Genomic DNA, 24,782 nt, shown 5'->3' on the forward strand with positions numbered 1-24,782 from the left:
CTCGGTCAGGGGTGATGCGCGCGAGCGTGCACCAGGGATTCGATGACGTGGCACGCGGCGTCGAATTCGACGGTCTTGTCGAAGAAGTAGTCGGCTCCGGCCGTCGCGCATGCCTCTCTGAATGCCGGCGCCGAGTGGTTCGTCAGCACGATCGTGACGACGCGCGGCGTGGCCTTCGACAGCATCCCGATCAGGTCGAGGCCGCTGCCGTCCGCGAGCCGCAGATCGACGAGCACGACGTCCGCGTGGCTGCTGCGGATGTGCGTCCAGGCGTCCTGGCCGTCCTCCGCTTCGCCGACGACCGCGACACCGTCGATCGCGCCGACGAGCAGCGCAATCCGTTGCCGGACGGCAAGCGCGTGATCGACGAGAAACACCCTGAGCGCGGCGGCGGGTGACAGGCTGGCATTCATGCCGGCAGTATCGTGTTGTGCCGCCAAAAATGAAATCGGCCGAACTGGAAGTTTGTGTAGGCCGCTTCGGCGCGTTGTAGGTCGTTTCCTACAACGCGTATGGGAAAGGGATGGCGACGCCGGTGCCGCGATGCCCGGCGTGCGTGGTGCGTGGTGCGTCGTGCGGCGGGCAGTCGGTGGCTGCCGGTCGTCGCCGCGGGCGCATCAGCCGCGCTGGCGCGCGTCCAGCGCATCGCGTGCCGTGCGGCACGCGGCCAGATCCCATGCGGCGCAGCCGACGCTCTTGAACAGCAGCGGCCCGCTGCGCTCGAATGCGCCGCGCAGCACGTCGGCGAGCGACGCGACCTGTTGCCAGTCGACCTGCGCGACGATCAGGTCGCCGGCCTCGTGGCGCGCGCCGGCCGGATCGTCGACGACGAGCCGGCTGTGGCGCACGGTGTCGGCGTCGATCTCGGCGGCGTCCGCGGTGAACGCGCCGACGCCGACCACGAGGCGGCCTTCGCGCGCCGCTTCGCGATAGACGGGCGTGCGGCTCGTCGTCAGCGTGACCACGACATCGATCGCATCGGGAATCGCGTCGCCGCCGAGCGGTGCGAGCCGCGGCGCCTGCGCGCGGTGCGCGGCGCAGAACGCGGCCGCGCTGTCGGCGCGCGAGCCGCGCACGTGCAGGCGTGCGTCCGGAAAGATCGCCGCGAGCGCTTCCGCGTGATTGGCCGCCTGCTTGCCGGTGCCGATCAGCAGGATGTCGCGCGGCGCGGCGCCGTGCAGCGCCTGGATGCCGAGCGCGGTGACGGCCGCCGTGCGGCGCCCGGTGACCGTCGGGCCGTCGAGCACGAAGCGCATCTCGCCCGTGGTCGCATCGTATGCAGTGACCTGGCCGAGGATCGTCGGCAGCCCGCGCGCACCGTTGCCGGGGCACACGTTCACGAGCTTGTGGCTCGCGAGGTCGCGCGCGCTCGACGGCATCGACAGCATCACGCCGCCCGCCTGCAGCGGCACGACGAGCCGTTCGGGGCTGACGATCTCGCCGGCCGCATACTCGGCGACGGTGTGCGTGAGCGTCGCGAGCAGCGCCGGGTAGTCGAGCAGCGCGGCCGTTTCGGCGGCATCGAAAGCGGGAATCCGGGAGTGAGCGGTCATCGTGTCGGTCGGTTGTGTCGGTGGGCGTGGACGACGGGCGCATGGCGCGCTCGCCACGGAAGTTGCCGGAAATCGCGCCGGCAGACAGGCTGGATCAAATTTATACCAGTTGCTGGCCGTCCGGCAAGCCGGAAAATCAAGCAGATTGCCGATTTTGGTTCTAATATCGGTCCAGATGGGCCGTCGTACAATACCGGCCCCGGTGCCGCTCCGGTATGGTGCGCACCCCGTCCCGAACCACGACCCCGACCGGGCAGGAGCCCCAGATGATGTCCGCGCGTCACGAATCCCTCGAAGCCGGTTTCCGGCCGCTGCAGATCTACGAGCAGGTCGCGGAGAAGATCCGCGACGAGATCCGCGCGGGACGCTATGCGGCCGATTCGAGACTGCCGTCGGAACGCGAGCTCGCGGCGCTGTTCCAGGTTGGCCGGCCGGCGGTGCGCGAGGCGCTCGGCGCGCTGCAGAACGAAGGGCTGGTGTTCACGAAGCGCAATTCGGGCACCTATGTCGTGCCGGCGCCGCTCGACGTGCTCGCGCGGCGCGGCGACGCGCGAAGCGCGCCCGATGCGGACTTCAGCCCGACGTCGACGCTCGACGTGCGGCTCATCCTCGAGCCCGCGATCGCTCGCCTCGCGGCCGCGCACGGCCGCGCCGATCCGGTCGCCGAAGGCTATCTCGCGCAGATGGAAACCATCACCGATGTCGACGACCCGCGGCAGCGCGCGCTGTGGAACGAGAGCGACCGGCTGTTCCACCGGCAGCTCGCGCTGATGACCGGCGACGCGCTGATCGTGAAGATCGCCGACGAAGTCGCGAAGACCATGGACCAGCCGCTGTGGAAGCGGTTGAAGGACGACGGCATCTATGACGCGGGCCGGATCCGGCTCTACGTGTCCGAGCACCGGCTGATCTACGAGGCGATCGTGTCCGGTGACGCCGAGGCAGCCGCGTTCTACGTCGAGCAGCATATTCTCCGCGTGCGGCGCGACATCACGCCGAAGTAGTGCAGGCCGCATCGTTCTGGTCTGAAATTTGACCAGAATCGCAAAAATTATTTTGAAACTGCTTGCGTGGCAACCAAACGTGTCCTACATTGGTTTCGCACAAAACCAATCAGGAGACACCATGCGACACCTCGTTACCGCGCTCTCGGTGGCCGTTGCCGCCGGCGCGCTGACATCCGCCCACGCGCAGGAAGTCGTGGCGATCGGCCATTCGGCGCCGCTGACCGGCCCGCAGGCCGCGAACGGCAAGGACAACGAAAACGGCGCGCGCCTCGCCGTCGACGAGCTCAACAAGGCGGGCGTGAAGGTGGCCGGCAAGACGGTCACGTTCAAGCTGGTGTCCGAGGACGACCAGGCCGACCCGAAGGCGGGCGTGCAGGTCGCGCAGAACCTGGTCGACAAGGGCGTCGTCGCGGTGCTCGGGCCGTACAACTCGGGCGTCGCGATTCCCGCGTCGCGCGTGTATGCGAACGCCGGCGTGCCGATCCTGCCGGTCGCGTCGAACCCGGCGCTCACGCGCCAGGGCTTCAAGAACATCTTCCGGATCGGCGCAAGCGACGAACAGCTCGGCGGCACGATGGCCACCTTCGCCGCGAAGACGCTGAACGCGAAGACCGCCGCGGTCATCGACGATCGCACCGCGTACGGGCAGGGTGTCGCGGAGCAGTTCGCGAACGTCGCGAAGGCGAACGGGATCCGGATCGTCGACCAGGAGTACACGAACTCGTCGGCGACCGATTTCCTCGGCATTCTCACCAAGATCAAGGCCAGCAATCCCGACGTGATCTTCCTCGGCGGCTATGCGGCGCAGGGCGCGCCGATGGCGAAGCAGATGAAGCAGCGCGGCTTGCGCGCGAAGCTGCTCGGCGGCGACGGCATCTGCTCGGCCGACATGGGCAAGGTCGCGGGCGAGGCCGCGTCGATCGTCTATTGCGCGCAGGGCGGCGTCGCGCTCGAGAAGACGCCGGCCGGCCGCGAATTCCTGAAGAAGTACCACGACACCTACCACACGGACACGCAGGTCTACGGCGTCAACTACTACGACGGTGTGAAGCTGCTCGCCGATGCGATGGTCAAGGCCGGCACGATCACCGACAAGGCGAAGCTGATCGCGCAGCTGGCGAAGTCGAATCATGCGGGTGTCGCGGGCACCTATGCGTTCGACGAACACGGCGACCTGAAGGGCGCGCCGACCACCGTCTACGTGATCCGCAACGGGCTGCCCGAGCCGTACGCGAAGTAACCGCCACCGGACGGCGCCGGCGCGCCGTCCTTCGTCTTCACGCTTGCGATCCTCATGAAAATTTCCCGATCCCTTTCCACCGTCGAAGTCCATACCGGCGGCGAAGCGTTCCGCATCGTCACGAGCGGGCTGCCGCGCCTGCCCGGCGACACGATCGTCCAGCGCCGCGCGTGGCTCAAGGAGCATGCCGACGAGATCCGCCGTGCGCTGATGTTCGAACCGCGCGGCCACGCCGACATGTACGGCGGCTACCTGACCGAGCCGGTGTCGCCGAACGCGGATTTCGGCGTGATCTTCCTGCACAACGAGGGCTACAGCGACCATTGCGGACACGGCGTGATCGCGCTGTCGACCGCCGCGGTCGAGCTCGGCTGGGTGCAGCGCACGGTGCCGGAGACGCGCGTCGGCATCGACGCGCCGTGCGGCTTCATCGAGGCGTTCGTGAAATGGGATGGCGAGCACGCGGGGCCGGTGCGCTTCGTCAACGTGCCGTCGTTCATCTGGCAGCGCGACGTGTCGGTCGACACGCCGTCGTTCGGCACCGTGACCGGCGACATCGCGTACGGCGGCGCGTTCTACTTCTACGTCGACGGCGCGCCGTTCGACCTGCCGGTGCGCGAGGCGGCGGTGGAGAAGCTGATCCGCTTCGGCGCGGAAGTGAAGGCCGCCGCGAACGCGAAATATCCGGTCGTGCATCCCGAGATTCCCGAAATCAACCATATCTACGGCACGATCATCGCGAACGCGCCGCGCCATCCGGGCTCGACGCAGGCGAACTGCTGCGTGTTCGCGGATCGCGAGGTCGACCGCTCGCCGACCGGCTCCGGCACCGGCGGCCGCGTCGCGCAGCTGTACCAGCGCGGCCTGCTCGCGGCCGGCGACACGCTCGTCAACGAGTCGATCGTCGGCACGGTGTTCAAGGGGCGCGTGCTGCGCGAGACGACGGTCGGCGACATCCCGGCCGTGATCCCGGAAGTGGAGGGCCGCGCGCACATCTGCGGATTCGCGAACTGGATCGTCGACGAGCGTGATCCGCTGACCTACGGTTTCCTCGTGCGCTGAACGCCGGCGCACGGCACCCGGTTGTACCAGGCTTGGCGCGTTGTCCCGGTGCGGGGCGCGCGCCTTTTTTGTTGTAAAAATGCGCGACCGGATGCCGTTCGGGCGGCCCCGGGACGGCCGCCGGCCGGTGTGCCGCGCGAGTTTTGGTACGATGCAGCCTTTCCAGCAGATCCCCCACCCGCGTGAATCGCCGAAACGTGTCGTCAGTGCGTGACCTCTGTGCCAAATGGGTTGCGCGCGCCCAACCCGTCGCGGCCGCTGCCGCCGTGCCCGTCAAGCGTGTCCTGGCCTCCGCCTGGCACCATCTCCGTCATCCGACGCGCCGCGGCATGCTGCTGGCGGCCGCCGCCGTGCCGGCGCTGTTCCTGCTGTACGTGCTGCTGCTGATTCCGTTCACGCCCGGCATCGGCGACATCCGCAAGGCGCGCGTCGACCAGCCCGCGCAGGTGCTGTCCGCCGACGGCAAGCTGCTGGCGGAATTCAAGCCGTCGAACCGCGAATGGGTGTCGCTCAAGCAGATTTCGCCGCACATGGTCGATGCGCTGATCGCGACCGAGGACCATCGCTTCTACGCGCACCACGGCCTCGACTGGAAACGCACGGCGTCGGCCGCGCTCCATACGTTCTCGGGCAACCGCCAGGGCGGCTCGACGATCACGCAGCAGCTCGCGCGCAACCTGTATCCGGACGAGATCGGCCGCGCGCCGACGCTCACGCGCAAGGTGAAGGAGGCGATCACCGCACTGAAGATCGAGGCCGTCTACAGCAAGGACCAGATCCTCGAGACCTACCTGAACACGGTGCCGTTCCTGTACAACGCGTACGGCGTCGAGATGGCCGCGCGCACCTATTTCGACAAGTCGGCCGACGAACTCGACGTGCTCGACAGCGCGACGCTCGTCGGGATGCTGAAGGGCAACAGCTACTACAACCCGGTGCTGAACCCCGAGCGCGCGCTGCAGCGGCGCAACACGGTGCTCGGCCAGATGGTGAAGTACGGCAAGCTGTCGCCGGCGCAGTTCGCGCCGTTGCAGCGCCGGCCGCTGCGCATCGATTTCGAGCGCCAGAAGGAACCGCCGGGGCCCGCGCCGCACTTCGCGCAGCAACTGCGCAAATGGCTGATCGGCTGGGCCGACCGCAACGACTACAACATCTATTCGGACGGGCTGATCGTGCGCACCACGATCGACTCCCGGCTGCAGCAGATGGCGACCCAGGCGCTGACGCAGCAGGCGAACCAGCTGCAGGGCATCGCGAACAACGCCTGGAGCGGCCGCGACGGCTGCGGCACCGACAACGAGGTGTTCCGCATCTTCATGCGCGAGTCGCCCGAGTACAAGGCCGCGCAGGATGCCGGCAAGAACGATGCGGCCGCGATGAAGCAGCTCGCCGCCGACCGCGGTTTCATGCGCGCCCTGTGCAAGGCGAAGACCGACGTGCAGGCCGGCTTCGTCGCGATCGATCCGCGCAGCGGCCAGATCCGCGCGTGGGTCGGCAGCCGCGATTTCACGAACGAGCCGTTCGATCATGTGTCGCAGGCACGGCGCCAGCCGGGTTCGACCTTCAAGCCGTTCGTCTATGGTGCCGCGTTCGCGAACGGGATGAAGCCGGACGACACGTTCATCGACCAGGCGGTCGAGATTCCGTTGAAGGGCGGCGAGATCTGGCGGCCGAACGACGACGCGCCGCCGTCAGGCAAGCCGATGACGCTGCGCGACGCGGTCGCGCTGTCGCGCAACCGGATCACCGCGCAGGTGATGGAGAAGGTCGGCCCGGCGGCCGTGGCACGGCTCGCGCGCGACATGGGCGTGCGCGAGAGCCCGCTCGAGCGCGTGCCGTCGCTGGCGCTCGGCACGAGCCCCGTGACGCTGAAGGAGATGGTCGCGTCGTACGCGACGATCGCGAACGGCGGGCTGTACGCCGAGCCGCAAATGGTGACGCGCATCGAGAACCGCCAGGGCGACGTGCTCGCCGAATACGCGCCGGCGCCGCCCGAGCGCGCGCTCGACGCCGAAACCGACAAGACGCTGCTCGACGTGATGCGCGATGTCGTGACGCGCGGCACCGGCAGCAGCATCCGCACGCGCTTCGGGGTTCGCGGCGACGTGGCAGGCAAGACCGGTACCACGCAGGACAACGCGGACGGCTGGTTCATCCTGATGCAGCCCGGGCTGGTGGCCGGCGCGTGGGTCGGCTTCGACGACGGCCGCGTGACGCTGCGCAGCGACTACTGGGGGCAAGGCGCGCACAGCGCGCTGCCGATCGTCGGCGACTTTTTCCAGCGCGCGCAACGCGCCCGGATCGTCGACACGAAGTTGAGATTCGATACCGAGCCGTCGCCCGGCTGGTTCGCGTCCGTGCGCGAACGGGTGACGGACCTGGTCGACGGATGGTTCGGGCCCGAGCCGAAGACGGCACCGGCGCCGGTCAGGACGCAGCGTATCGAGCGTCAGCCCGAGGAGGCGGACGCAGCGGCTGCGTCGGCCGCATCCGCTGCGTCGGCGCCCGAGGCGGCATCCGGCGGCATCGTCGAGGAATGGGTTCCGGCGTCCGAGGTGGCGGCGTCGGCCGCCGCGATGTCGGCGGGCGCGTCGCAACCGCCGGCCGTGCAGCCGCCGGCGGCGGGGAGCAGCGCGACGAGTTCGGGCACAACGGGGGGCGGCGGTGTCGGCTCCGCACCGGCCGTCCCGCCCGCGGCTGCACCGTCGCCGGCGCCGGCCCCGACGCCGGTTTCACCCGGCGCGACCAGCGGTTCGGAGTAACGAGCCGTTCAGATTTCGCGCGATGCTGCCGTAATAACGTTGTCACGACAGCTCGCGCGGTCGCTCCGCGCCTTTCCGATGCGGCTTATCACCGATCACGTCGCGCTCGCGCGCGATGACGTCTGCACCGGCGTCCCGCTTGGCTTCGATCTCTACGATGCGGGCGGCGCCGCGCTGCTGCCCGCCGGCACCACGCTGCGCGATCCCGCGCAGCATGCCTTCCTGTTCGATCACTTCCGGCCCGTCCGCCGGTGCAATGACGCCGAGCCCGCTGCGCCGACGCACGACACGGCGCCGGCGGCGATGCGCATGGGCTTGTCGGCCGGCGCCGCGATCGGCGTCCGCCGGCGGGTCGGCACGACGCGCGTGCTGCAGCGCTGCCGGTTGATCGGGGTCGGCGCATCGGGCGCGCTGTTCGTCGAACCGCAGCCGGCGGTCGTGCTCGATTTTGCCCGCGGCGACGACGTCGAGGCGGTCGCGATCGGCCGGTCGGCGGTGTCGCGCTTCGGTGCGACGGTCGAAGCGGTGCAGGCCTCGGGCGGTGCGCCGTACATGGTGCTGTCGCCGCCGGGCTTCGTCGACCGGTTGCGCACGCGCGCGGAGCCGCGCGTGCCGGTACGGATCGCGGCCTGCTGCACGGGTGGGCCGGCGCAGGCCGACGGCATCGGGATCGTTCGCGATCTGAGCCTGAACGGATTGTCGATCGCGGTGGACCGGCCGCTCGCGGCGGCCGGCGAGCCTTTGAGCGTGCAATTGCCCTATTCGGACGGGGATCGCGTCGCGTTGCTGACGCTCGACGGCACGGTGCGCGCGGCGCACGTCGATCCGGCGACGCCGGGCTGGACGCTTCACCACGCTGCCTTCGGCGAAATGGCCGCCGCCGACCGGATTTGCCTCAAGGCGCTGCTGTTCGACGCGTCGTTGGGAGCAGCGGAGGCCGATCCGGTTCGCTGATGTTTCGAACGGGGCAAACGTGACAGTCGCGGCAGCCGCGGGGCGGTTGCCCGCGGTCCGATGGCTCGCTCCGCCCGGGCGGGGCATGCGAAAGCCTGCCGCAGCTTATTGGTTGCGGATGCGACGATAATCATCTGACGCATTCGACCGAATGCGCGGCAATTGTACGGATTCGGTCAACAGTGAATTTGTGATTTAAGTATTTACCCTGATAGCTGAGCCGCCTAGACTTTCATTCATGCGCAACGACCACCGAGTCCGAAGCGCCTGACAAAACAATCTGGAGGTAACGCATCATGAAATCGCTGATCAAGGCAGTTGCACTGGCCGCTCTGGTGGCCGCACCGGTCGTCTCGTTCGCCCAATCGAACCAGCAGCCGCTGACGCGCGCGCAAGTGCGTGCCGAGCTGGTCCAGCTCGAGAAGGCCGGCTACAACCCGAACGACTGGATGAACTATCCGGAAAACATCCAGGCCGCCCAGGCAAAGATCGCCGCGGCACGGAACACCGGCGCGCAGGCTGACGCAACGGGCTACGGCTCGAACCCGGCCGCGACGTCGCAGTCGGGCCAGCGCGTGACGGTGCCGGCCGCGGCCGACCGTTCGTCGGTGTACTTCGGTCGCTAAGCCGTTCGCAGCGCAGCCTCCGGGCCGCCGGCGAGACCGTATCGGAAAGCCCGCACTCGATGCCGAGTGCGGGCTTTCTTGCGTCCGAGGCCAGTGTCGCGACGGCTGACAAGCCGCCGCGCGTGCGCTAGCATCGCGGTCGGTATCGCCACGCTACGGCAGCCGCGGCGGAGGGGGTAGCGCCGGCGGGGCTGCGACGCCGCGCGCCGAGGCTCGGCGGCAAGCCCGGCACCACGTTCCACGAATCGACGAAAACAAACAGGAGCATCCATGCGTGTCTTGACCGGTCTGCTGTGCGCGCTGGCGCTGACGGCGAACGCTGCCCATGCGCAGGCGAATTGTGCGGACGCGACGGATCAGGCGACGATGACGGCGTGTGCCGATCGCGCGTACAGGAAATCCGACGCGGAGCTGAACCGCACCTACCAGGCCGTCACTGCGCGGCTGCGCGAGGCGAAGCCGCTCGCGGAGAAACTCGTGAATGCGCAGCGCGCATGGATCGCCTACCGCGATGCCGAATGCAACTTCTCCAGCGCGAACGCCGAAGGCGGCAGCGCGTATCCGATGGTCGTGTCGACCTGCCTCGACGATCTGAGCAAGACCCGCAACGAGACGCTGAAGGGCTATCTGTCCTGCGAGGAAGGCGACCTGGCGTGCCCGGTGTCGGCGAAGTAACGGCTGCGCCGCAGCCGGCACGGTTCGCCGGTTCGGTTGCCTAGACGTCGTCCGTTTCGTCGAGCAGCTTGTGCCGCATCGCGTAGCGGACCAGCGCCGCTTCGTGCGGCATCTGCATCTTTTCCAGGATCCGGGTCTTGTAGGTGCTGACCGTCTTGGCGCTCACGCACAGCGCCTGCGCGATCTCGGTCAGCGTCTGTCCGGCGGCAATCCGGCGGAACACGTCGAACTCGCGATCGGACAGCCGCTGGTGCGGCAGCGTCTCGGCCGGCTCGTTCAGGCTCTGCGCGAACTGCTCGGCCATTGCGAGGCTCACGTAGACGCCGCCCGATGCCACCTTGGTCACCGCGCCGACCAGTTCGGCGCTCGCGCTTTCCTTGGTCAGATAGCCCGACGCACCCGCGCGGAACGCGCGCACCGCGTATTGCTGTTCCGCGTGCATGGTCAGCACGAGCACGCGCAGCGCCGGCTTCTCGTCCTTGATCTGCTTGATCAGTTCGACACCATTGCGGCCCGGCATCGACAGGTCGAGCACCAGCACCTGCGCGGGCGTCGAACGAACCAGCGCGATCGTCGACGGGCCGTCGCACGCTTCGCCGGCCACCTCGAATCCGGTGGCGTTCTGGAGGATGTGCCGCAGACCGTCGCGCACGAGCGTATGGTCGTCGGCGATGAGCACCTTGATCATGTGAGGGTGGTTTCCTGTTGAACGGAGCCGAGCGGGAACGCGACGGTGATCGAGAAGCCGCACGCGAGCGCGGTATCGATCGTCACGCTGCCGCCCAGCATGTGTGCGCGTTCGCGAATGCCGATCAGGCCGAACGATTTGTCCTCGTGGGCGGTGCCGCCCGGCGCCGCGCCGCGGCCGTTGTCCGCCACGCGCAGCACGCAGAAGCCTTCCTCGATGTCGAGCAGCAGCGTGACGCGCGTCGCATCCGCATGGCGCGCGACGTTCGTCAGCGCTTCCTGGACGATCCGGAACAGCGTGGTCGCGCCCGTGCTGGTGAACGTGAGCCCGCCCGTTTCGATGTGGCGTTCGACGTCGATGCCGTAGCGGTTCGTGAAGTCGTTCGCCAGCCATTCGATCGCGGGCACGAGGCCGAGATCGTCGAGCATCACGGGGCGCAGGTCGGCCGCGATGCGCCGCACCGACGCGACGGTCGCGTCGATCAGCCGGCGCATGCCCTGCAGGTGCGACAGCACGCCGACGTCGGGCTGCGTATCGCCCGGCACGCGCAGTTGCTGCTCGACGACCGACAGGTCCATCTTCAGCGCGGTGAGTTGCTGGCCGAGGTCGTCGTGCAGTTCGCGCGCGATGCGGGTCTTTTCCTCTTCGCGCACGTTCTGCAGGTTCGCCGACAGTTCGCGCAGCTCCTCGCGCGACTGCTTCAGCGCATTCTCGGCGCGCTGCCGCTCGGTGATGTCGCGCAGCATCACCGTATAGAGCTTGCCCGACGCATCGCGAATCTGCGAGATCGACGCCTCGATCGGGAATTCCTCGCCGTTGCCGCGCAGCCCGAACAGCACGCGCTGGCGGCCCATCTGCCGCTCGGACACGCCCGTCACGCCGAACTGGTCGACGTGCTTCGCATGCGCGGCGCGAAACCGCTCGGGGATGAAGCGCGACAGCGGCGCGCCGATCGCCTCCATCGCCGACACGCCGAATACCTGTTCGGCCATCGGGTTGAAGATCACGACCGTCTGCTTCTCGTCGATCGTGATGATCGCCTCCATCGACGAGCGGATGATGCCCATCATCCGCGCCTCGTTGAGGATGCCGCGGCTGCTGGCGCCGGTATCGGCGGTGCCGGTGCGGCGCAGCAGGGCATGGACGAGCGCCGCGAACGCGAACGACGCGATCAGCCCCGCGGCGAGCACGGTGCCCGCCGCCCGCTGCGCGCCGGTCGCGCTCGGCCGGCCGTCCGCGGAATAGGCGAGCGTCAGCACGGTGCCGCCGAAGTTCAGCCGCTCGGTGCGCCGCATCAGGTCGGGCGAGGCCAATGCCTCGTCGGTCGTCGTCTCGGCGCTCGCGATCGGGTGCGGGTCGTCGCCGGCGGTCATCCGCAGGTCGAGCCCGCGTTCCGCGTCGAGCGCACGCTCGACCATGCGATTCGGACTCATTTCCGCGAACAGCACGCCGTCGGCGCCGGTTTCACCGGCGCCGGCCGGCGTGACGGCCGTGCGCGACGAAGCCGCCGCGGGCAGGAACAGCGTGAGGATGCGCGAATCGCGGGACGTATCGTCGTCGGCCGGGTGGATCCCGAGTGCGACATCGCCGGTTCGCAGCGCGCGCGCCAGCGGTGCCTGATCCAGAGCGCCGAAGTGCACGGCGGCCGAGCTCGACACCGGCGCACCGAGCTCCGCCACCGCGAGCGGGCCGGCCGGCATCGGCGCATGGCCGGCGAGCGCACTGCGTGTCGCCTGCGACAGCGGCGCATAGCCGAGCTGCCGGACCGGCGAACGCCCGCTGTCGAGATCGAGCGTGTCGGCATACCGGCGCCATTGTTCGGGCGTCATCCGCGGCGCGAGCGTGAATGCGCCGCGTGCGCTTTCGAGCACGGCGACGCCGGCTTGCAGCTCGTGGCGCAGCATCGCCGTCACGTGCGTCGTGCGGCGTTCGAAGCGCGTATGGACGGCGCCTTGCCATTGCTCGCGCACGAGCAGCGCGACGCCGAGCGACAGCGCCGCACCGGCGAACAGCGTAACGACGCCGGCCGCAAGCGGCTGGCGTAACATGGTCTGGAAGCGCGTGGGCCCTCTGGCGTCACGCGATTGGGTTCCACTGGCGGTCATTCGATGGCCATTCTGGTGTCGGGGCCGCCCGTGGCACGCGGGCAGCGCGGCAAAACCGGTAAAAACTCGCACCGGCCGCGTGCGATGTCAAATTTCAAGATGAAATTGTGCGCGTTTTGCACGTTTTTTGTAATAGGGGTCACCTGAAAATGCAGCGGCCGGGCCACGAAGCGGGCGTGCCGGCCGCGCTTGACGCGCATCAAGCGGCGCGTCGGCACGTGGGGCAGACTGTTCGGCAGGCGAGCCGGCATCGGGCCGGCTTGCGATGACGGGCCGCGATTGCGCGATGCACAACGCGTGCCCGGTGGGAGGGCGGACCATGTACAAGAGGATTTTCGTCGGGCTCGACGGCGGCCCGAGCGCGCGTCTCGCGCTGAACGAGGCGATCCGGATCGCGGCGGCGTCGGGCGGTGAGGTCACATGCGCGTATGTCGTCGAGCACCGGCCGCAGCTCGTCGACGTCGATGCGGGCTTTGCGGCCGAACGCGACGGCGACGCGGCGGCCGCCGCTGCGGCAACGCCCGTGCTCGACGACGCGAAAGCGGTGCTCGCGCAGCAGCATGTGCGGGGCACCGTGCGCGCGCTCGACGCGTACGGCGAGGACGTTGCCGCGGTGCTGATGCGCACGGCGGCCGAGGCCGGCGCCGATCTGATCGTGATGGGCACGAGCGGGCGGCACGGCTTGCGCCGGCTGCTGCTCGGCAGTGTCGCGGAATCGCTGCTGCGCGCGGCCGACCGGCCCGTGCTGCTGGTGCGGCACGACGAGCCGGCCGCGGCGGCAACCGCGTGACGAAGCGGTGCGGCGCTGAAGTGTGAGCGGTGGCGGGCAGCGGGCTGCCGCGCGGATTCGGGCTGGGTGGCGAGGGCAGCGATGCGTCCGGCGCGCTGATCGACGTGCCGCGCATCCGCCGCCCGGCGGGGGCGTTGCCGCGTCGCGACGGTTGCATCGTGACCCGCACTTCTGGCAGCATCGACCGGTGTTCGCTTCATCGTCGCGCGCCGCGTTTCGCGCGCGATCCAGTCGCCGCGTGCATGGCCGCGGCGATCGACGCAGCGGCACGCGCCGCCGGCCGATCGCATTCCCGATCGGCCGTGCCGTGCGTCGCGTGCCCGGTTTCCTACTTCACCGACGTCATCCGCCATGCCGATCTCCGCCGCCGATCTGATTCGCCAGTTCGATCTTCAGCCGCATCCCGAGGGCGGCTATTTCCGGGAAACCTACCGCGCGGCCGATACGGTCGTGCGTCCGGCCGACGGCGCGCCGCGCGCGGCGTCGACCGCGATCTACTACCTGTTGTGCGACGGTGCGTATTCGTCGTGGCACCGGATCCGCTCCGACGAGGTCTGGCATTTCTACGCGGGCGATCCGCTCGAAGTGTGGGTGCTCGACGAGTACGACGGCCTGACGATCCATCGGCTCGGCAACCCGCTCACGCATCCGGGCACGGTGTTCCAGGCCGTCGTGCCGGCCGGGCGCTGGTTCGGCGCGCGCTGCGCGTCGCCCGAACACGTCGCGCTCGTCGGCTGCACGGTCGCGCCGGGGTTCGAGTTTGCGGAGTTCGAGCTCGCGGACGCGACGGCACTGGCCGCCGCGTTTCCTGAATACACGGAATACGTCGCGGGACTCGCGCAGCGCCCCGACGCGTGAGCGTGGCGGCCGCCTCCGACGGCGGCCGTTCCGCGCGGTCCCGGCCAAACCCGTTTAGAATGCACCGTGGTGCAGGATCAGCCGCGGGCGTGCCGCGGCGATCGCTGCCTGCCGTATCGACGGCGCCTCCGTCGCACGGTCCGCATGTCTTCCAGGAGCGCCTCCGTGTGGCACTTTCCCATTGCGATTCCCTCGTCGCTCGGCCCGTGGGCCGTGTTCGCGAGCGTACTGATCACGCAGCTCGGCGTGCCGGTGCCGGCCGTGCCGATGCTGATCCTCGGCGGTACGATGGCGGCGATGGGGCAGGCGTCCTGGGCGAGCATGTTCGCGGCGGCGATCGGCGCGACGATGCTCGCCGATTCCATGTGGTTCTTCATGGGCCGCACGCGCGGCCGGCGCTTGCTGAACGGTCTCGTGCGCTTCTCGCTGTCGCTCGACACGACGCTGCGCTTCGCGCGTAATGTGTTCGAAAGATACGGCGCGCCGCTGCTCGTCTTCTCCAAATTCCTGCCGGGTCTCGGCCTCGTGTCGGCGCCGCTGCTCGGCACGACCGCGATCGGCGTCGGCGTGTTCCTGTTCTGGGATCTGGCCGGCGCGTCGTTGTGGGCCGCGTTCTGGCTCGTCGGCGGCGCGGCCGTGCATGACCAGATCGTGCAGTTCGTGCTGTGGGTGCGCGCAAGCGGCGGCACGATCCTCGATGCGTTCCTCGCGATCTTCATCACGTTCCTGCTGTACCGCTGGGTGCGCCGCGTGCAGTTCCGCCGCTACCTCGCGCAGGTGCGCATCTCGCCGCCGCAGCTCGTCGAGATGATGACGTCGAACGAACCGCCGCTGATCTTCGACGCGCGGCCGCGCGCGATTCGCGAACGCGAGCCGTACCGGATCGCCGGCGCGGTGCCGGTCGATCTCGATTCGCCGGACCTGCTCGATCCCGAGCTGCTGAAGCGGCCGATCGTCGTGTATTGCGTGTGCCCGAACGAGGCCACCGCGAAGCGCCTGATCGCGAAGATGCAGCGCAAGAAAATGCTCCACAACATCCGCGCGCTGAAGGGCGGGCTCGACGCGTGGGAGAAGCACGGCTATCCGGTCGAGCCGCTGCCGGCCGATCTGGATGCGTCGCGGTATTTCGTGCGGCCGGACCACGGCGTCGCGATCGAAGGCGAATATACGGTGCGCGCGACGTTGTCCAAATAAATCGTGCGCGGCATGGCGCGCACGTCCCGATTCCGCCGCCGATTTCACGCTTCTCATTCGCGCAAAATCGGCTGGCGCCAAACCTCCGATTATTCTTATAGTCCCGCCTCCATATCGCGGGCGCTTGATTGCGCACATTCGACGCGCGTTCGTTCGCGCCGAAAGCGATTGATCCCGTTGCAGCCCGCCACGCGCACAGCCGCGTCGCACGGGCCGCACGGGCGTATTCCGTGAAAGGCCCGGTCCGTTTTCCGGATTGCTCCGGAAAATGCCGATAATCCACGGCGATTCCAGTCGGAGTGACGCCATGCGAACCGCGCGGGTGCACCCGCGTCGACGAAGTCGTAAGCGAAAGTCGCCGCGCCGCGCGCCGTACACGCGCACGCGGCGCATCGCGGCCCGCACGGGTATTTGATCACGATCATGCACGCGCGGGCCGGACGTCATATGCTGTCTGAATCGCTTGTCCGCGCTTCGCGTGGCCATCCGCCGATCCCTGCGACCGCGGCGGCCGTCCGGCCGCCGCGTGTCGCTGCCGCGCGAAGCTCCGGTCGTCGGCCGCGACGACGCGTCCGCAAGGAGACCTTCGCCATGCAATCCACCCCGACCATTCCGATCATCATGCCGCTCGAGCGAATCGCGCTGGCCGTCGACCTGACGCCGGAGTCGCTGTCCGCCGCGCGCTACACGCGAACGCTGTTGCGTCCCGGCATGCGGGTGCGCATCGTCTGCGCGATCGACAATCCGCGTCTCGTGCTGCCCGACATCCCGCGCGTCGACGCGCTGCTGACATCGGCGCGCGAGGAAATGATGCGCGAAGCGCAGGCGACGCTCGAGCGCATCGCCGCACAGTTCGCCGGCAGTGGCGTGACCGTCGAGCAGGTGATCGTCGATACGTCGGTCACGGGCGGCACGGTGGCCAATGCACTCGCGAACGACACGTCGGCATGGCATGCCGATGTCCTCGTGGTCGGTGCGAATCCGCACCACGGGTTGCTTCGGCTCGTCGAAGGCGCGGTGTCCGACACGCTGGCCACGCGGGCACGCTGCGCGCTGCTGATCGTGCCCGCCGACTACGCGCGGCCGTCGGACGGGCCGCTGCAGCGCCTGATGTTCGCGGTCGACGGCAGCGAGCCGTCGCTGCACGCGGTACGCGTCGGGCTCGGCTTCGCGGCGCCGACGACGCTCCTGTACGCGGCCTATGTCGTCGATCGCGCGGTTCGTCTGACGGATATCGTGCCGGTGCGCGCGCTCGAGGATGCGTATCGCGCGGAGGGCGAGGATGCGCTGGCGCGGATCGGCCCGCTGTTCCATGCAACGGGGAACCCGACCAAGCGCGGCATCGTCGAAACCCGTCCGACCAGCGACGACGTCGCCCATGCGCTGATGCGCGATGCGGTGCACTGGCATGCGGAACTGCTGGTGGTCGGCACGCACGGCCGGCGCGGCATCGCCGCCTGGCTGATCGGCAGCGTCGCGCGCCGGGTCGCGCATCTCGCGCAGGTGCCGGTGCTGCTCGTGCGCGGCGAGGCGTGAGGATCGCGCTGCGGCGGATGCGAAGCGGACCTTCGTTGACCTGCATCAGAAACGTCGTGCGCCTTGCGTGACACACTGACACGGCGTCCGCTTGGCGGACCCGCTGTCGTCCGTACGCGGCGTGCGCTGCGATGCGTCGGGTCCGAGACGCACGAACCGACACGTGTCCGGCGCCGTGCGACCAACCGATTTCCGGCACCGCGCCACGCATCGCGCGGCGCGTGAGCCGATCAAGCACTCTCCGGCACGAGGGTAGGCAGCCGGCGGCTGCCTTGGAACGACGGACGGGGTGGATTCCACCCCGTCCGCTTTCCTGGCCCCGTGCAGACTACTTTCCTCGCAGGTATTTTTCCCGTCGATGCCGCCGTGTGGAACGGCAGTGATGACACGTGATCGCACGACCGCGGATCGGCGTGGATCGCGGCATGCGATGCGTTGCCGCGCGCGGCGCTCGCTACCGACCGGGTGGCGCGCCATCACGCGGCCCCGTGCCGCGTCGGCTGTGTTCAGGCGCTGCCGTCAGGCGTTCACGCGGCGCATGGCGCTCGCTGGTCGCGCCGGTGGCCGGCGCCGCGGCATACGCGTGCGCGCCGACGCACGCCATGCAGCCGTCCTCGACCGCCCGGCATGCGATTGCGCAGCCGCGGCCAGCCGGGGCGCGTCTTGCGGCGCGGCCCCGCAACGACCGGCACGTTGGCGTCGGCCCGCGCGCAGAGGGCAGCGGCGAACCGCTGCAGCGCGAGCACCGACCCCGCGACGCTCTGGTATTTTTCGCGGCCGATCTGCCCGTCGAGCGTGACGAGCAGGCCCGATTCGCGCGCGAGCACGAGCAACGCGTCGAGATCCGCGGGCGGGCGGATACCGGCCGGCACGCCGGGCGCGGACAGCGTGCGCGTGCGCCGCTGTCCGTCCCGGGCCGGGAAGTTGCGATGAGCCATGATTGGTCTCCTGCGTCGGACCCCGCGTGCCGGCTCGACGGCCGGCTGAGCGATGACCGGGTATGAACGCATCGTTCATGACATCAGTATCCGTCAGCGACACTGCGCTGCCAATCGGCGCGCGCTGAAGTCGCTGTCAGGCATTGCGTGCGGCGTATCGGAATCCGCTGACACGCCGGACCGGCGATCGGCCGCGCCGGTGGGGGGGGCGGCGGGCCGGCGGGCGATGCCCGGCACCGCGATCCGGTGCCTTCGAGCAGACGAATTGCGGCCTGCGCGCGTCGCTTGACGCAGGATTTCGGCCGGTCTAACGTCGTCAATGCATCAGCGTCGCGCAGACGGTCAATCGTCTGCGCGGTCGCGTGGTGCCGCGCCCCGGGGTGGCGCGGCAATCCTTCCAGTCGTTCGCGGGTCATGTGGGCCGCGAATTCCGCGCGCGGACCGATCCAGCGACGGATCGGTGCGGCGGCACGCAATGTGCCGTTGATCGCGCGCAAACACGCTTCGGCGCATCGCACGCCGGGCGGCCATCCAGTCTCTAAGCTTCCGGTAGCGTCATCTTTTCCTTTCGTTCCTCGACCGTCAGGAGCCCGTCGATGTCACAGGACAATTTGCTTGAATCTTTGAAGGCCGTCGCCGAACAACGCGCAATCGGCGACGACCAGTTGCGTACGATGCTCGACGACGAAGTACGTGCGTTGTCGTCCGATGCCCGCGTGCACGACTACATCCACGTATTCGCGATTCGTCACCTGCGCGAGCGGATGCGCAGACAGGATGAACTCGAACGCGACACATCGCCCGGCACGCCGCAAGAGAAGCCGGATACGAGTCCCAGCCACCGATTGTGAGAAACGCTCGCCGCGGCCAACGCCACTGGCGCTCCCGGACCGCGGCCGGCTTCGTCCATGTAGGGCGTGCAGCGGGCATCGGCAACCGCCGCACGCACGTGCCGGCAACGCGCTTGCGTGCCGGCAGCCTTTTTCTTCACATGTTTCGTTGAATTGACGCAACGGCCTCAAGTAAGCGGCGCGGATGCCGTTTACCCGGTGAATTCGTTCACCGGGCGTTCGCGCTCCCTCACCGAGTCGTTGCCATGTTCTCGTCCATCCGGACCCGCATCCTTGCGGCGTGCGTCGCCATCGTCGTATTCGCGCTCGTTGCCACCACGCTGATCAATTACTTCATCGCACACGCGTACAACGACGACGCAATCGACCGCAACCTGACATCCGTCGCAAGCGGCCATGTGGTCGGCATCGGCGACTGGGTCGCGACAAGGAGCCGGATGATCGCGTCGCTGCAGGATGCCGCGCTATCGCCCGATCCGCTGCCGGTGTTCAAGCAGATGGCCGCGGCCGGCGGCTTCACGAACGTGTACGCGGGCTACGCGGACAAGGCGTTCCATTTCTCCGACCCGACCGGCATCCCGCCAGACTACGATCCGACCGGCCGCCCGTGGTACAAGCAGGCCGCGCAGGCCGGCAAGCCGGTCGTCACGCCGCCTTACGTCGACGCGGGCACCGGCAACCTGGTCGTCACGTTCGCGGTGCCGATCCTGCGTGACGGCGCGCTGAAGGGTGTCGTCGCGGCCGACGTCGCGATGGACAGCGTGATCGCGAACGTGAAGTCGATCCACCCGACGCCCGCGAGCTTCGGCATGTTGATCGACAGCAGCGGCCACGTCGTCGCGCATCCCGACGCGAAGCTCACGCTGAAGCCGGTCGCCGACGTGTCGCCCGAGCTCGGCGGCATGGGCGCCGCGTCGCTGGCCGCGGCCACCGCGCCGGTCGAAGTGCGCGTCGGCGGCGACGCGAAGCTGGTGCGCGCGCGGGCCGTGCCGGGCACCGACTGGTATGCGCTGGTCCTGCTCGACAAGCCGGAAGCGACAGCCGGGATGCGCTCGCTGCTGACCGCGTCGCTGATCACGCTGGTGGTGATCGTCGGCGTCGCGTCGCTGATCGTCGGGGCGATTACCACGACCGCGTTCCGCCGCCTGTCGCAGGTGCGTCAGGCGATGGCGTCGATCGGCTCGGGCACGGGCGACCTGACGCAGCGCCTGCCGGTCGAAGGCCGCGACGAGGTCGCCGATATCGCGCGCTCGTTCAACAGCTTCGTCGACAAGCTGAACGACGTGATGCGGCAGCTCCGCGACGCGAGCGAATCCGTGCGCACGGCCGCGAACGAAATCGCCGCGGGCAACCAGGACCTGTCGTCGCGCACCGAATCGGCGGCGGCGAGCCTCGAGGAAACGGCCGCGTCGATGGAGGAGATCACCGCGACGGTCGGCCAGTCGGCGGCGGCGGCCGGCCAGGCCGACGAACGCGCGGCCGCGGCATCGCGGATCGCGTCGCACGGCGGCGTGGTCGTGTCGGACGTGGTGGCGACAATGGAGAAGATCGAGGAAGCGTCGGGCCGGATCGGCGACATCATCGGCGTGATCGACGGGATCGCGTTCCAGACCAACATCCTCGCGTTGAACGCGGCCGTGGAAGCGGCGCGCGCCGGCGAGCAGGGCCGCGGTTTCGCGGTCGTCGCGCAGGAAGTGCGCAGCCTCGCGCAACGCAGCGCGCAGGCCGCGCGCGAGGTGAAGGTGCTGGTGGAGTCGACGGTGGCGAGCGTGTCGGCCGGGTCGGGGCAGGTGCGCCAGGCCGGCGACACGATGCGCGAGATCGTGTCGAACGTCGCCAACGTGACGACCATCATCTCCGAGATCACGCACGCGGCGAACGAGCAGACGCGCGGCATTCAGGAAGTGAACCGCGCGGTCACGCAGCTCGACGAAATGGTGCAGCAGAACGCGGCGCTCGTCGAGCAGTCGACCGCGGCCGCGACCGCGCTGCAGTCGCAGGCGAACGCGCTCGCGACGACGGTCGGGCAGTTCAAGGTCGCGTGACCCGTGCCGGGTGACGCAAGTCGGGCAGGTGCGCGCCACGCGCGCGGCGACGCTCAGGCGTGGCCGCCGTCGCGCATCAGCGCAAGCCGGTTGTAGAGCGTTTTCAGGCTGATGCCGAGCGCTTTCGCCGCATGCGGCTTGTTGCCGTCGAAGTGGTCCAGCGTCGCCGCGATGAAGCGCTGCTGCGCGTGGTGCAGCGTCGCGCCGAGCGGCAGCGCCATCGCGTCGTCCGACGTCTGGTCGGGCAGCATCGTCGGCTTCGGCAGCGTGACGTCGATGCCGTCGTCCGCGAGGATGTACGCGCGCTCGATCGTGTTGTGCAGCTCGCGCACGTTGCCGGGCCACGAATACGCGCATAGCGCGGCGATCGCGGCGTCGGTCAGCCGCTTGTGCGAGCAGTGCCGCGCGTTGAGCGCCTCGACGAACTCATGCGCGATCGCCTCGACGTCGCCGTTGCGCTGGCGCAGCGGCGGCACATACAGCGCGAACGCGGCGAGACGGTAGAACAGATCCTCGCGCAGCCGGCCGTCGCGCACGGCTTCGGCCGGGTTGTGGCGGGTCGCCGACAGGATACGCACGTCGAGCGGAACCGACTCGGTGCCGCCGACGCGCACGATCGCGTTCGATTCGAGCGCGCGCAGCAGCTTCACCTGCAGCGCCGCGGGCATTTCGGCGATCTCGTCGAGGAGCAGCGTGCCGCCGCACGCGGCTTCGAAGACCCCCTCCCGCTGCGCGATGGCGCCGGTGAAGCTGCCTTTCTCGTGACCGAACAATTGCGCTTCGGCGATGTCAGCCGGAATCGCGCCGCAGTTGACCGGCACGAACGGCCCGTCGCGGCGCGCGCTGAGGTCGTGCAGCCGTCGCGCGACGATATCCTTGCCGACCCCGCTTTCGCCGGCGATCATCACGCTGGCGCGGGTCGGAGCGATTTTCTCGATACGGCCGAGCAGCGTGCGCATCGCCGTGGAGCGGCCGGACAGCCGGCGCGCGTCGGCGCGTTGCTTCGGACGGTTTGCGGATTCAGCCATAGGCGTAAGCGGGCCGTTTTGAAAATCGGCATCGCGCATTCCCTCGTTGCAATATTTATTATCGACAGCGGAAGGGCCCGGAAGGTGCCGCAATATAGAAAATTCCAATTCCCGCTGCGACACCGGAAGAAATACGCGATCGCCGCATCGCGATGCCGGCATGCCGCGGCCGGCATAGCCCATCGATGCCTTTTTACACCCGCCGAATGAAAAATCGAAAGGCGCCTGCAAGCCCGTGCCGCGCGCAGGCGGCACGCGGCCAGGCGACGCGGCAGCGAGGCTGCCGGTGCGGCTTGCGCGGCGAAGTCGTCAATCGTCATACCGCGGGTACGCGCGTTGCGGCAGCCACTAGGCTCGCGCGGCACGCTTGACGGATGCCGACCGCCGAGGCGGCATCCCGTCGGGCGACGGTTGCCGGCGCGATGCAGGGAAATGATGAGGACCTTTACCCGTGGGCTGTTTCGGCAGGGCGCATGGGTCGTGCTGGCCGTCGGGCTGGCGTCCGCGCTGCAGGCGTGGGCGATTCACTTCGTCGGCGTGCACGAACCGTTTGCGCCGCTGCCTTTCTACGTCGGTGTCGCGGCCGCGGCGTGGCTGACGTCGTTCGCCGGCGGCCTGGCCGCGACCGCCGCGAGCGTGGCCGTGGTCGGCGCGCTGTGGTGGCGCGATGCGCCGCTGCCTGCATGGCTCGCGCAGGCCGGCGCCTTCATCGCGATCAGCTTCGTCGAATGCGTGCTCGTGATGGCCGTCAGGCCGCTGTTCGCAAACGACCGGCTGCGCGGGGCCGAGGGTGCGGAAGCGGACGATGCGGGCACGCGCACGCCGCGCCGGGAACCGGCGCCCGCGGTGCGCTCGCTCGACGACATCCTGCTGCGCCGCGTGGTCGATGCATCGCCCGACGCGATCATCGGCCTCGATGCCGCACGGCGCATCACGAGCTGGAACCCGGCCGCGCGGCGGCTCTTCGGCATCGATGCGGCGGCGGCGATCGGGCACGACGTCACGACACTGATCGCGCCGCGCTGGCTGCGATTGCATCCCGTTCCCGTGTCGTTCGCGAACCCGCGCATGCCCGCCGGGCCGCTCGACATCCTGTGCCTGCGCCGCGACGGCGGCTGCTTTCGCGCGACCTTCGCGGCGTCGCCGATCGTCGACGCGCAAGGCAACTGCACCGGCCTGTCGATGACGCTGCGCGAGGCGCACGAACGCCGCCGCGACGAGCGGCGCGACCTGCGCTCGTTGCGTGGTGCACGCGACGCGCGCGTGCAGGCCGACGAGTCGAACCGGCTGAAGGACGAATTGCTGGCCACCGTGTCGCACGAATTGCGCACGCCGCTGAACGTAATCTACGGCTGGGTCGAGGTGCTGCGCAGCGCCGACGGTCAGGACCTCGCGCATCAGGCGATCGACGCGATCGATCGCAGTGCGCGGTCGCTGTCGCGCATGGTCGGCGACCTGCTCGACGCGTCGTCGCTCGCGACCGGCCGGATGCGGCTCGAACGCACGCCTGTCGACCTCGTGCGCGTCGTGCGTCAGGTGGTGCGCGAACTCGGCGCGACGGCGGAGGCGAACGGTCTCGAACTGTCGACCCAGTGCGCGATGTCCAACTGCGTGATCTCCGCTGACGGCGAGCGTCTGCGCCAGGTGCTGTCGAACCTGCTGTCGAACGCGATCAAGTTCACGCCGTCCGGCGGCCGCATCAAGGTGTCGCTGACCCGGGCCGGCGCGCGCGTGCGGCTGTCGGTCGCCGATACGGGGCAGGGCATTTCCGCGGAACGCCTGCCGCATCTGTTCGATACGTTCAACCGGCCGGAAGGTGCGTCCGCGTCGCCGAAACGCGGCCTCGGGCTCGGCCTGTCGATCGTGCGCAACATCGCGCGGTTGCACGGCGGCGAAGTCGAGGCGACGAGCGCGGGCGCGGGACGCGGCACGACCGTGACCGTGATGCTGCCGGTGGACTGGGGCACTGACGATCCGGCCGACCACCCGGTGCGGCCGAGCGGTGCGTCCACGGCGGTCGCGCTCGACGGCCGGCGCGTGCTGGTGGTCGACGACGACGCGACGTCGCGCGCGAGCCTTGCGGCAGCGCTCGAAACGCTCGGCGCCCAGGTGTCGACCGCGCAATCGGGGCACGACGCGCTCGACGTGGTCGCGCAGCAGCACCCGAGCGTCGTGCTGTCCGATCTCGCGATGCCGGACGGCGACGGCTACTGGCTGCTCGACCACATCCGCCATCTGCCGGGCGGCGGCGGGCGCCTGCCCGTCGTCGCGGTCACCGCGCATGCGGGCACGGCGGACCGGAACCGCGTGATGGCCGCCGGCTTCGACGCGTATCTGTGCAAGCCGGTCGACATGCCGACGCTCGCCGGCGTGATCGTCGACGTGTCGTCTGCCGATGCGGCGGCGCGAACCGGACGGCGCCGCTGACCCGCAGCGGCATCCGCACACCCACGAGGAGGCACGATGAAGGGATCGGACCATACGCGGCGCGACGGCACCGGCGGCAGGCCGACGCGCCTCGGGCGCATGCCGCCGATCGTGCCGATCGCGAGCATGCCGAGGCTGTCGTGCGCGTGGATCGCGACGCCTCGCCACGCATCGGCTGACGCGAACGTGCGGACGAAGCTCGCGAGCCTGGCGTCGGCCGTCGGCGCCTGGATCCGCGATGCGACCCTCGCGTCCCGGATCCGGGCGGCGCGCGTCGCCGGGCGCGGGCTGACCTCCAGCGACATCGACGTGCAGGTTCACGGCCGCGTGGCCGCGCTGTTCTGGCTCGGTGCGTTGTCGATCGAGCACGTCGAGGGTGCGTGGACCGATTTCCTCACGTCCGCGCATCGTCCCGCATGACGGACCGGCAGCAGCGTTCGGCC

General features: G+C 69.3%; 22 protein-coding genes and 1 pseudogene. 15 read left to right on the forward strand and 8 right to left on the reverse strand.

The genetic code is table 11. From position 1 onward, the window contains the following. Positions 1 to 5: 5 nt before the first annotated feature. Together DIE22_RS33920 and lhpI are read right to left on the reverse strand one after the other, a co-directional pair. Entirely contained in the window at positions 6 to 413 is a 408-nt protein-coding gene (locus DIE22_RS33920) for a response regulator transcription factor (protein WP_124498903.1), read from the reverse strand. Between the two features lie 204 nt (positions 414 to 617). Then, on the reverse strand, positions 618 to 1,553 hold the full coding sequence (lhpI, locus tag DIE22_RS33925; protein WP_124498902.1) for a bifunctional Delta(1)-pyrroline-2-carboxylate/Delta(1)-piperideine-2-carboxylate reductase: 936 nt from the start codon (positions 1,551 to 1,553) through the stop codon (positions 618 to 620). A gap of 266 nt (positions 1,554 to 1,819) precedes the next feature. Between lhpI and DIE22_RS33930 the strand changes: the two genes are divergently transcribed. The 7 genes from DIE22_RS33930 to DIE22_RS33960 all read left to right on the forward strand — a co-directional run bounded on the left by DIE22_RS33930 (position 1,820) and on the right by DIE22_RS33960 (position 9,879). Then, entirely contained in the window at positions 1,820 to 2,557 is a 738-nt protein-coding gene (locus DIE22_RS33930; RefSeq protein WP_124498901.1) for a FadR/GntR family transcriptional regulator, read from the forward strand. A gap of 121 nt (positions 2,558 to 2,678) precedes the next feature. Continuing rightward, positions 2,679 to 3,800 carry a branched-chain amino acid ABC transporter substrate-binding protein gene (locus tag DIE22_RS33935; protein WP_124498900.1) on the forward strand — a complete coding sequence of 374 codons (1,122 nt, stop codon included), beginning with the start codon at positions 2,679 to 2,681 and terminating at the stop codon, positions 3,798 to 3,800. Positions 3,801 to 3,854: 54 nt separating this feature from the next. Continuing rightward, the gene (gene lhpH, locus DIE22_RS33940) at positions 3,855 to 4,862 is read left to right on the forward strand and encodes a trans-3-hydroxy-L-proline dehydratase (RefSeq protein ID WP_124498899.1); all 1,008 of its coding nucleotides are present in this window, start codon (positions 3,855 to 3,857) and stop codon (positions 4,860 to 4,862) included. A 206-nt stretch (positions 4,863 to 5,068) separates the two neighbouring features. Then, on the forward strand, positions 5,069 to 7,624 hold the full coding sequence (locus DIE22_RS33945; RefSeq protein WP_124498898.1) for a penicillin-binding protein 1A: 2,556 nt from the start codon (positions 5,069 to 5,071) through the stop codon (positions 7,622 to 7,624). Between the two features lie 78 nt (positions 7,625 to 7,702). Beyond that, on the forward strand, positions 7,703 to 8,578 hold the full coding sequence (locus DIE22_RS33950) for a PilZ domain-containing protein (protein WP_124607138.1): 876 nt from the start codon (positions 7,703 to 7,705) through the stop codon (positions 8,576 to 8,578). Between the two features lie 296 nt (positions 8,579 to 8,874). Beyond that, the gene (locus DIE22_RS33955; RefSeq protein ID WP_124498896.1) at positions 8,875 to 9,204 is read left to right on the forward strand and encodes a DUF4148 domain-containing protein; all 330 of its coding nucleotides are present in this window, start codon (positions 8,875 to 8,877) and stop codon (positions 9,202 to 9,204) included. Positions 9,205 to 9,474: 270 nt separating this feature from the next. Then, positions 9,475 to 9,879: a lysozyme inhibitor LprI family protein gene (locus DIE22_RS33960; protein WP_124498895.1), complete on the forward strand. Its 405-nt coding sequence runs from the start codon at positions 9,475 to 9,477 to the stop codon at positions 9,877 to 9,879. Positions 9,880 to 9,919: 40 nt separating this feature from the next. Here DIE22_RS33960 and DIE22_RS33965 read toward each other — a convergent pair whose 3' ends face one another. From DIE22_RS33965 to DIE22_RS33975, 3 genes are read right to left on the reverse strand one after another with little or no spacing between them, the layout of a single operon-like run. Then, positions 9,920 to 10,567, reverse strand: a complete 648-nt coding sequence (locus DIE22_RS33965; protein WP_006755659.1) for a response regulator transcription factor — start codon at positions 10,565 to 10,567, stop codon at positions 9,920 to 9,922. After that, on the reverse strand, positions 10,564 to 12,672 hold the full coding sequence (locus DIE22_RS33970; RefSeq protein WP_124607139.1) for a PAS domain-containing sensor histidine kinase: 2,109 nt from the start codon (positions 12,670 to 12,672) through the stop codon (positions 10,564 to 10,566). The genes DIE22_RS33965 and DIE22_RS33970 overlap by 4 nt, the downstream gene beginning before the upstream one ends. After that, positions 12,669 to 12,923, reverse strand: a complete 255-nt coding sequence (locus DIE22_RS33975) for a hypothetical protein (RefSeq protein ID WP_124498893.1) — start codon at positions 12,921 to 12,923, stop codon at positions 12,669 to 12,671. Before DIE22_RS33975 ends, DIE22_RS33970 begins: the two co-directional genes overlap by 4 nt. A gap of 68 nt (positions 12,924 to 12,991) precedes the next feature. Here DIE22_RS33975 and DIE22_RS33980 point away from each other — a divergent pair, with 68 nt between their 5' ends. From DIE22_RS33980 to DIE22_RS33995, 4 genes are all read left to right on the forward strand, one after another. After that, a complete protein-coding gene (locus DIE22_RS33980; protein ID WP_124498892.1) occupies positions 12,992 to 13,462 on the forward strand; it encodes a universal stress protein in 471 nt (156 codons plus the stop codon). Positions 13,463 to 13,813: 351 nt separating this feature from the next. Next, positions 13,814 to 14,320 (forward strand): cupin domain-containing protein, encoded by a 507-nt coding sequence (locus DIE22_RS33985; RefSeq protein ID WP_124607140.1) that lies wholly within the window; start codon positions 13,814 to 13,816, stop codon positions 14,318 to 14,320. A gap of 165 nt (positions 14,321 to 14,485) precedes the next feature. Beyond that, positions 14,486 to 15,514 (forward strand): DedA family protein/thiosulfate sulfurtransferase GlpE, encoded by a 1,029-nt coding sequence (locus DIE22_RS33990; RefSeq protein ID WP_124607141.1) that lies wholly within the window; start codon positions 14,486 to 14,488, stop codon positions 15,512 to 15,514. Positions 15,515 to 16,105: 591 nt separating this feature from the next. Next, on the forward strand, positions 16,106 to 17,050 hold the full coding sequence (locus tag DIE22_RS33995; RefSeq protein ID WP_124498889.1) for a universal stress protein: 945 nt from the start codon (positions 16,106 to 16,108) through the stop codon (positions 17,048 to 17,050). A gap of 527 nt (positions 17,051 to 17,577) precedes the next feature. Here DIE22_RS33995 and DIE22_RS34000 read toward each other — a convergent pair. Together DIE22_RS34000 and DIE22_RS34005 are read right to left on the reverse strand one after the other, a co-directional pair. Then, positions 17,578 to 17,988: a hypothetical protein gene (locus tag DIE22_RS34000; RefSeq protein WP_124498888.1), complete on the reverse strand. Its 411-nt coding sequence runs from the start codon at positions 17,986 to 17,988 to the stop codon at positions 17,578 to 17,580. An 83-nt stretch (positions 17,989 to 18,071) separates the two neighbouring features. Next, positions 18,072 to 18,485: a hypothetical protein gene (locus DIE22_RS34005; RefSeq protein ID WP_124607142.1), complete on the reverse strand. Its 414-nt coding sequence runs from the start codon at positions 18,483 to 18,485 to the stop codon at positions 18,072 to 18,074. 99 nt (positions 18,486 to 18,584) lie between these two features. Between DIE22_RS34005 and DIE22_RS34010 the strand changes: the two genes are divergently transcribed. Both DIE22_RS34010 and DIE22_RS34015 read left to right on the forward strand, forming a co-directional pair. Continuing rightward, entirely contained in the window at positions 18,585 to 18,839 is a 255-nt protein-coding gene (locus tag DIE22_RS34010; protein WP_124498886.1) for a DUF3562 domain-containing protein, read from the forward strand. Between the two features lie 245 nt (positions 18,840 to 19,084). After that, positions 19,085 to 20,884 carry a methyl-accepting chemotaxis protein gene (locus tag DIE22_RS34015; RefSeq protein WP_124607143.1) on the forward strand — a complete coding sequence of 600 codons (1,800 nt, stop codon included), beginning with the start codon at positions 19,085 to 19,087 and terminating at the stop codon, positions 20,882 to 20,884. Positions 20,885 to 20,937: 53 nt separating this feature from the next. On the opposite strand, the pseudogene DIE22_RS34020 reads toward DIE22_RS34015, so the two are convergent. Then, positions 20,938 to 21,974 (reverse strand): annotated as a pseudogene (locus DIE22_RS34020) (sigma-54 interaction domain-containing protein). A gap of 373 nt (positions 21,975 to 22,347) precedes the next feature. Between DIE22_RS34020 and DIE22_RS34025 the strand changes: the two are divergent. Together DIE22_RS34025 and DIE22_RS34030 are read left to right on the forward strand one after the other, a co-directional pair. Further along, positions 22,348 to 24,339: an ATP-binding protein gene (locus tag DIE22_RS34025; protein WP_124607149.1), complete on the forward strand. Its 1,992-nt coding sequence runs from the start codon at positions 22,348 to 22,350 to the stop codon at positions 24,337 to 24,339. 36 nt (positions 24,340 to 24,375) lie between these two features. Continuing rightward, positions 24,376 to 24,759 carry a transporter gene (locus DIE22_RS34030; protein WP_124498883.1) on the forward strand — a complete coding sequence of 128 codons (384 nt, stop codon included), beginning with the start codon at positions 24,376 to 24,378 and terminating at the stop codon, positions 24,757 to 24,759. Positions 24,760 to 24,782: the final 23 nt, after the last annotated feature.

It is taken from the genome of Burkholderia sp. Bp9142, from assembly GCF_003853415.1.
Taxonomy (GTDB): domain Bacteria; phylum Pseudomonadota; class Gammaproteobacteria; order Burkholderiales; family Burkholderiaceae; genus Burkholderia.

What these genes read in the sequence shown, in the direction of transcription:
- DIE22_RS33920 (WP_124498903.1), bottom strand. Translation starts at nt 413, where the DNA reads ATGAATGCCAGCCTGTCACCCGCCGCCGCGCTCAGGGTGTTTCTCGTC.
- lhpI (WP_124498902.1), bottom strand. Translation starts at nt 1,553, where the DNA reads ATGACCGCTCACTCCCGGATTCCCGCTTTCGATGCCGCCGAAACGGCC.
- DIE22_RS33930 (WP_124498901.1), top strand. Translation starts at nt 1,820, where the DNA reads ATGATGTCCGCGCGTCACGAATCCCTCGAAGCCGGTTTCCGGCCGCTG.
- DIE22_RS33935 (WP_124498900.1), top strand. Translation starts at nt 2,679, where the DNA reads ATGCGACACCTCGTTACCGCGCTCTCGGTGGCCGTTGCCGCCGGCGCG.
- lhpH (WP_124498899.1), top strand. Translation starts at nt 3,855, where the DNA reads ATGAAAATTTCCCGATCCCTTTCCACCGTCGAAGTCCATACCGGCGGC.
- DIE22_RS33950 (WP_124607138.1), top strand. Translation starts at nt 7,703, where the DNA reads ATGCGGCTTATCACCGATCACGTCGCGCTCGCGCGCGATGACGTCTGC.
- DIE22_RS33955 (WP_124498896.1), top strand. Translation starts at nt 8,875, where the DNA reads ATGAAATCGCTGATCAAGGCAGTTGCACTGGCCGCTCTGGTGGCCGCA.
- DIE22_RS33960 (WP_124498895.1), top strand. Translation starts at nt 9,475, where the DNA reads ATGCGTGTCTTGACCGGTCTGCTGTGCGCGCTGGCGCTGACGGCGAAC.
- DIE22_RS33965 (WP_006755659.1), bottom strand. Translation starts at nt 10,567, where the DNA reads ATGATCAAGGTGCTCATCGCCGACGACCATACGCTCGTGCGCGACGGT.
- DIE22_RS33970 (WP_124607139.1), bottom strand. Translation starts at nt 12,672, where the DNA reads ATGACCGCCAGTGGAACCCAATCGCGTGACGCCAGAGGGCCCACGCGC.
- DIE22_RS33975 (WP_124498893.1), bottom strand. Translation starts at nt 12,923, where the DNA reads ATGCCGGCTCGCCTGCCGAACAGTCTGCCCCACGTGCCGACGCGCCGC.
- DIE22_RS33980 (WP_124498892.1), top strand. Translation starts at nt 12,992, where the DNA reads ATGTACAAGAGGATTTTCGTCGGGCTCGACGGCGGCCCGAGCGCGCGT.
- DIE22_RS33985 (WP_124607140.1), top strand. Translation starts at nt 13,814, where the DNA reads ATGCCGATCTCCGCCGCCGATCTGATTCGCCAGTTCGATCTTCAGCCG.
- DIE22_RS33995 (WP_124498889.1), top strand. Translation starts at nt 16,106, where the DNA reads ATGCAATCCACCCCGACCATTCCGATCATCATGCCGCTCGAGCGAATC.
- DIE22_RS34000 (WP_124498888.1), bottom strand. Translation starts at nt 17,988, where the DNA reads ATGGCTCATCGCAACTTCCCGGCCCGGGACGGACAGCGGCGCACGCGC.
- DIE22_RS34010 (WP_124498886.1), top strand. Translation starts at nt 18,585, where the DNA reads ATGTCACAGGACAATTTGCTTGAATCTTTGAAGGCCGTCGCCGAACAA.
- DIE22_RS34015 (WP_124607143.1), top strand. Translation starts at nt 19,085, where the DNA reads ATGTTCTCGTCCATCCGGACCCGCATCCTTGCGGCGTGCGTCGCCATC.
- DIE22_RS34025 (WP_124607149.1), top strand. Translation starts at nt 22,348, where the DNA reads ATGAGGACCTTTACCCGTGGGCTGTTTCGGCAGGGCGCATGGGTCGTG.
- DIE22_RS34030 (WP_124498883.1), top strand. Translation starts at nt 24,376, where the DNA reads ATGAAGGGATCGGACCATACGCGGCGCGACGGCACCGGCGGCAGGCCG.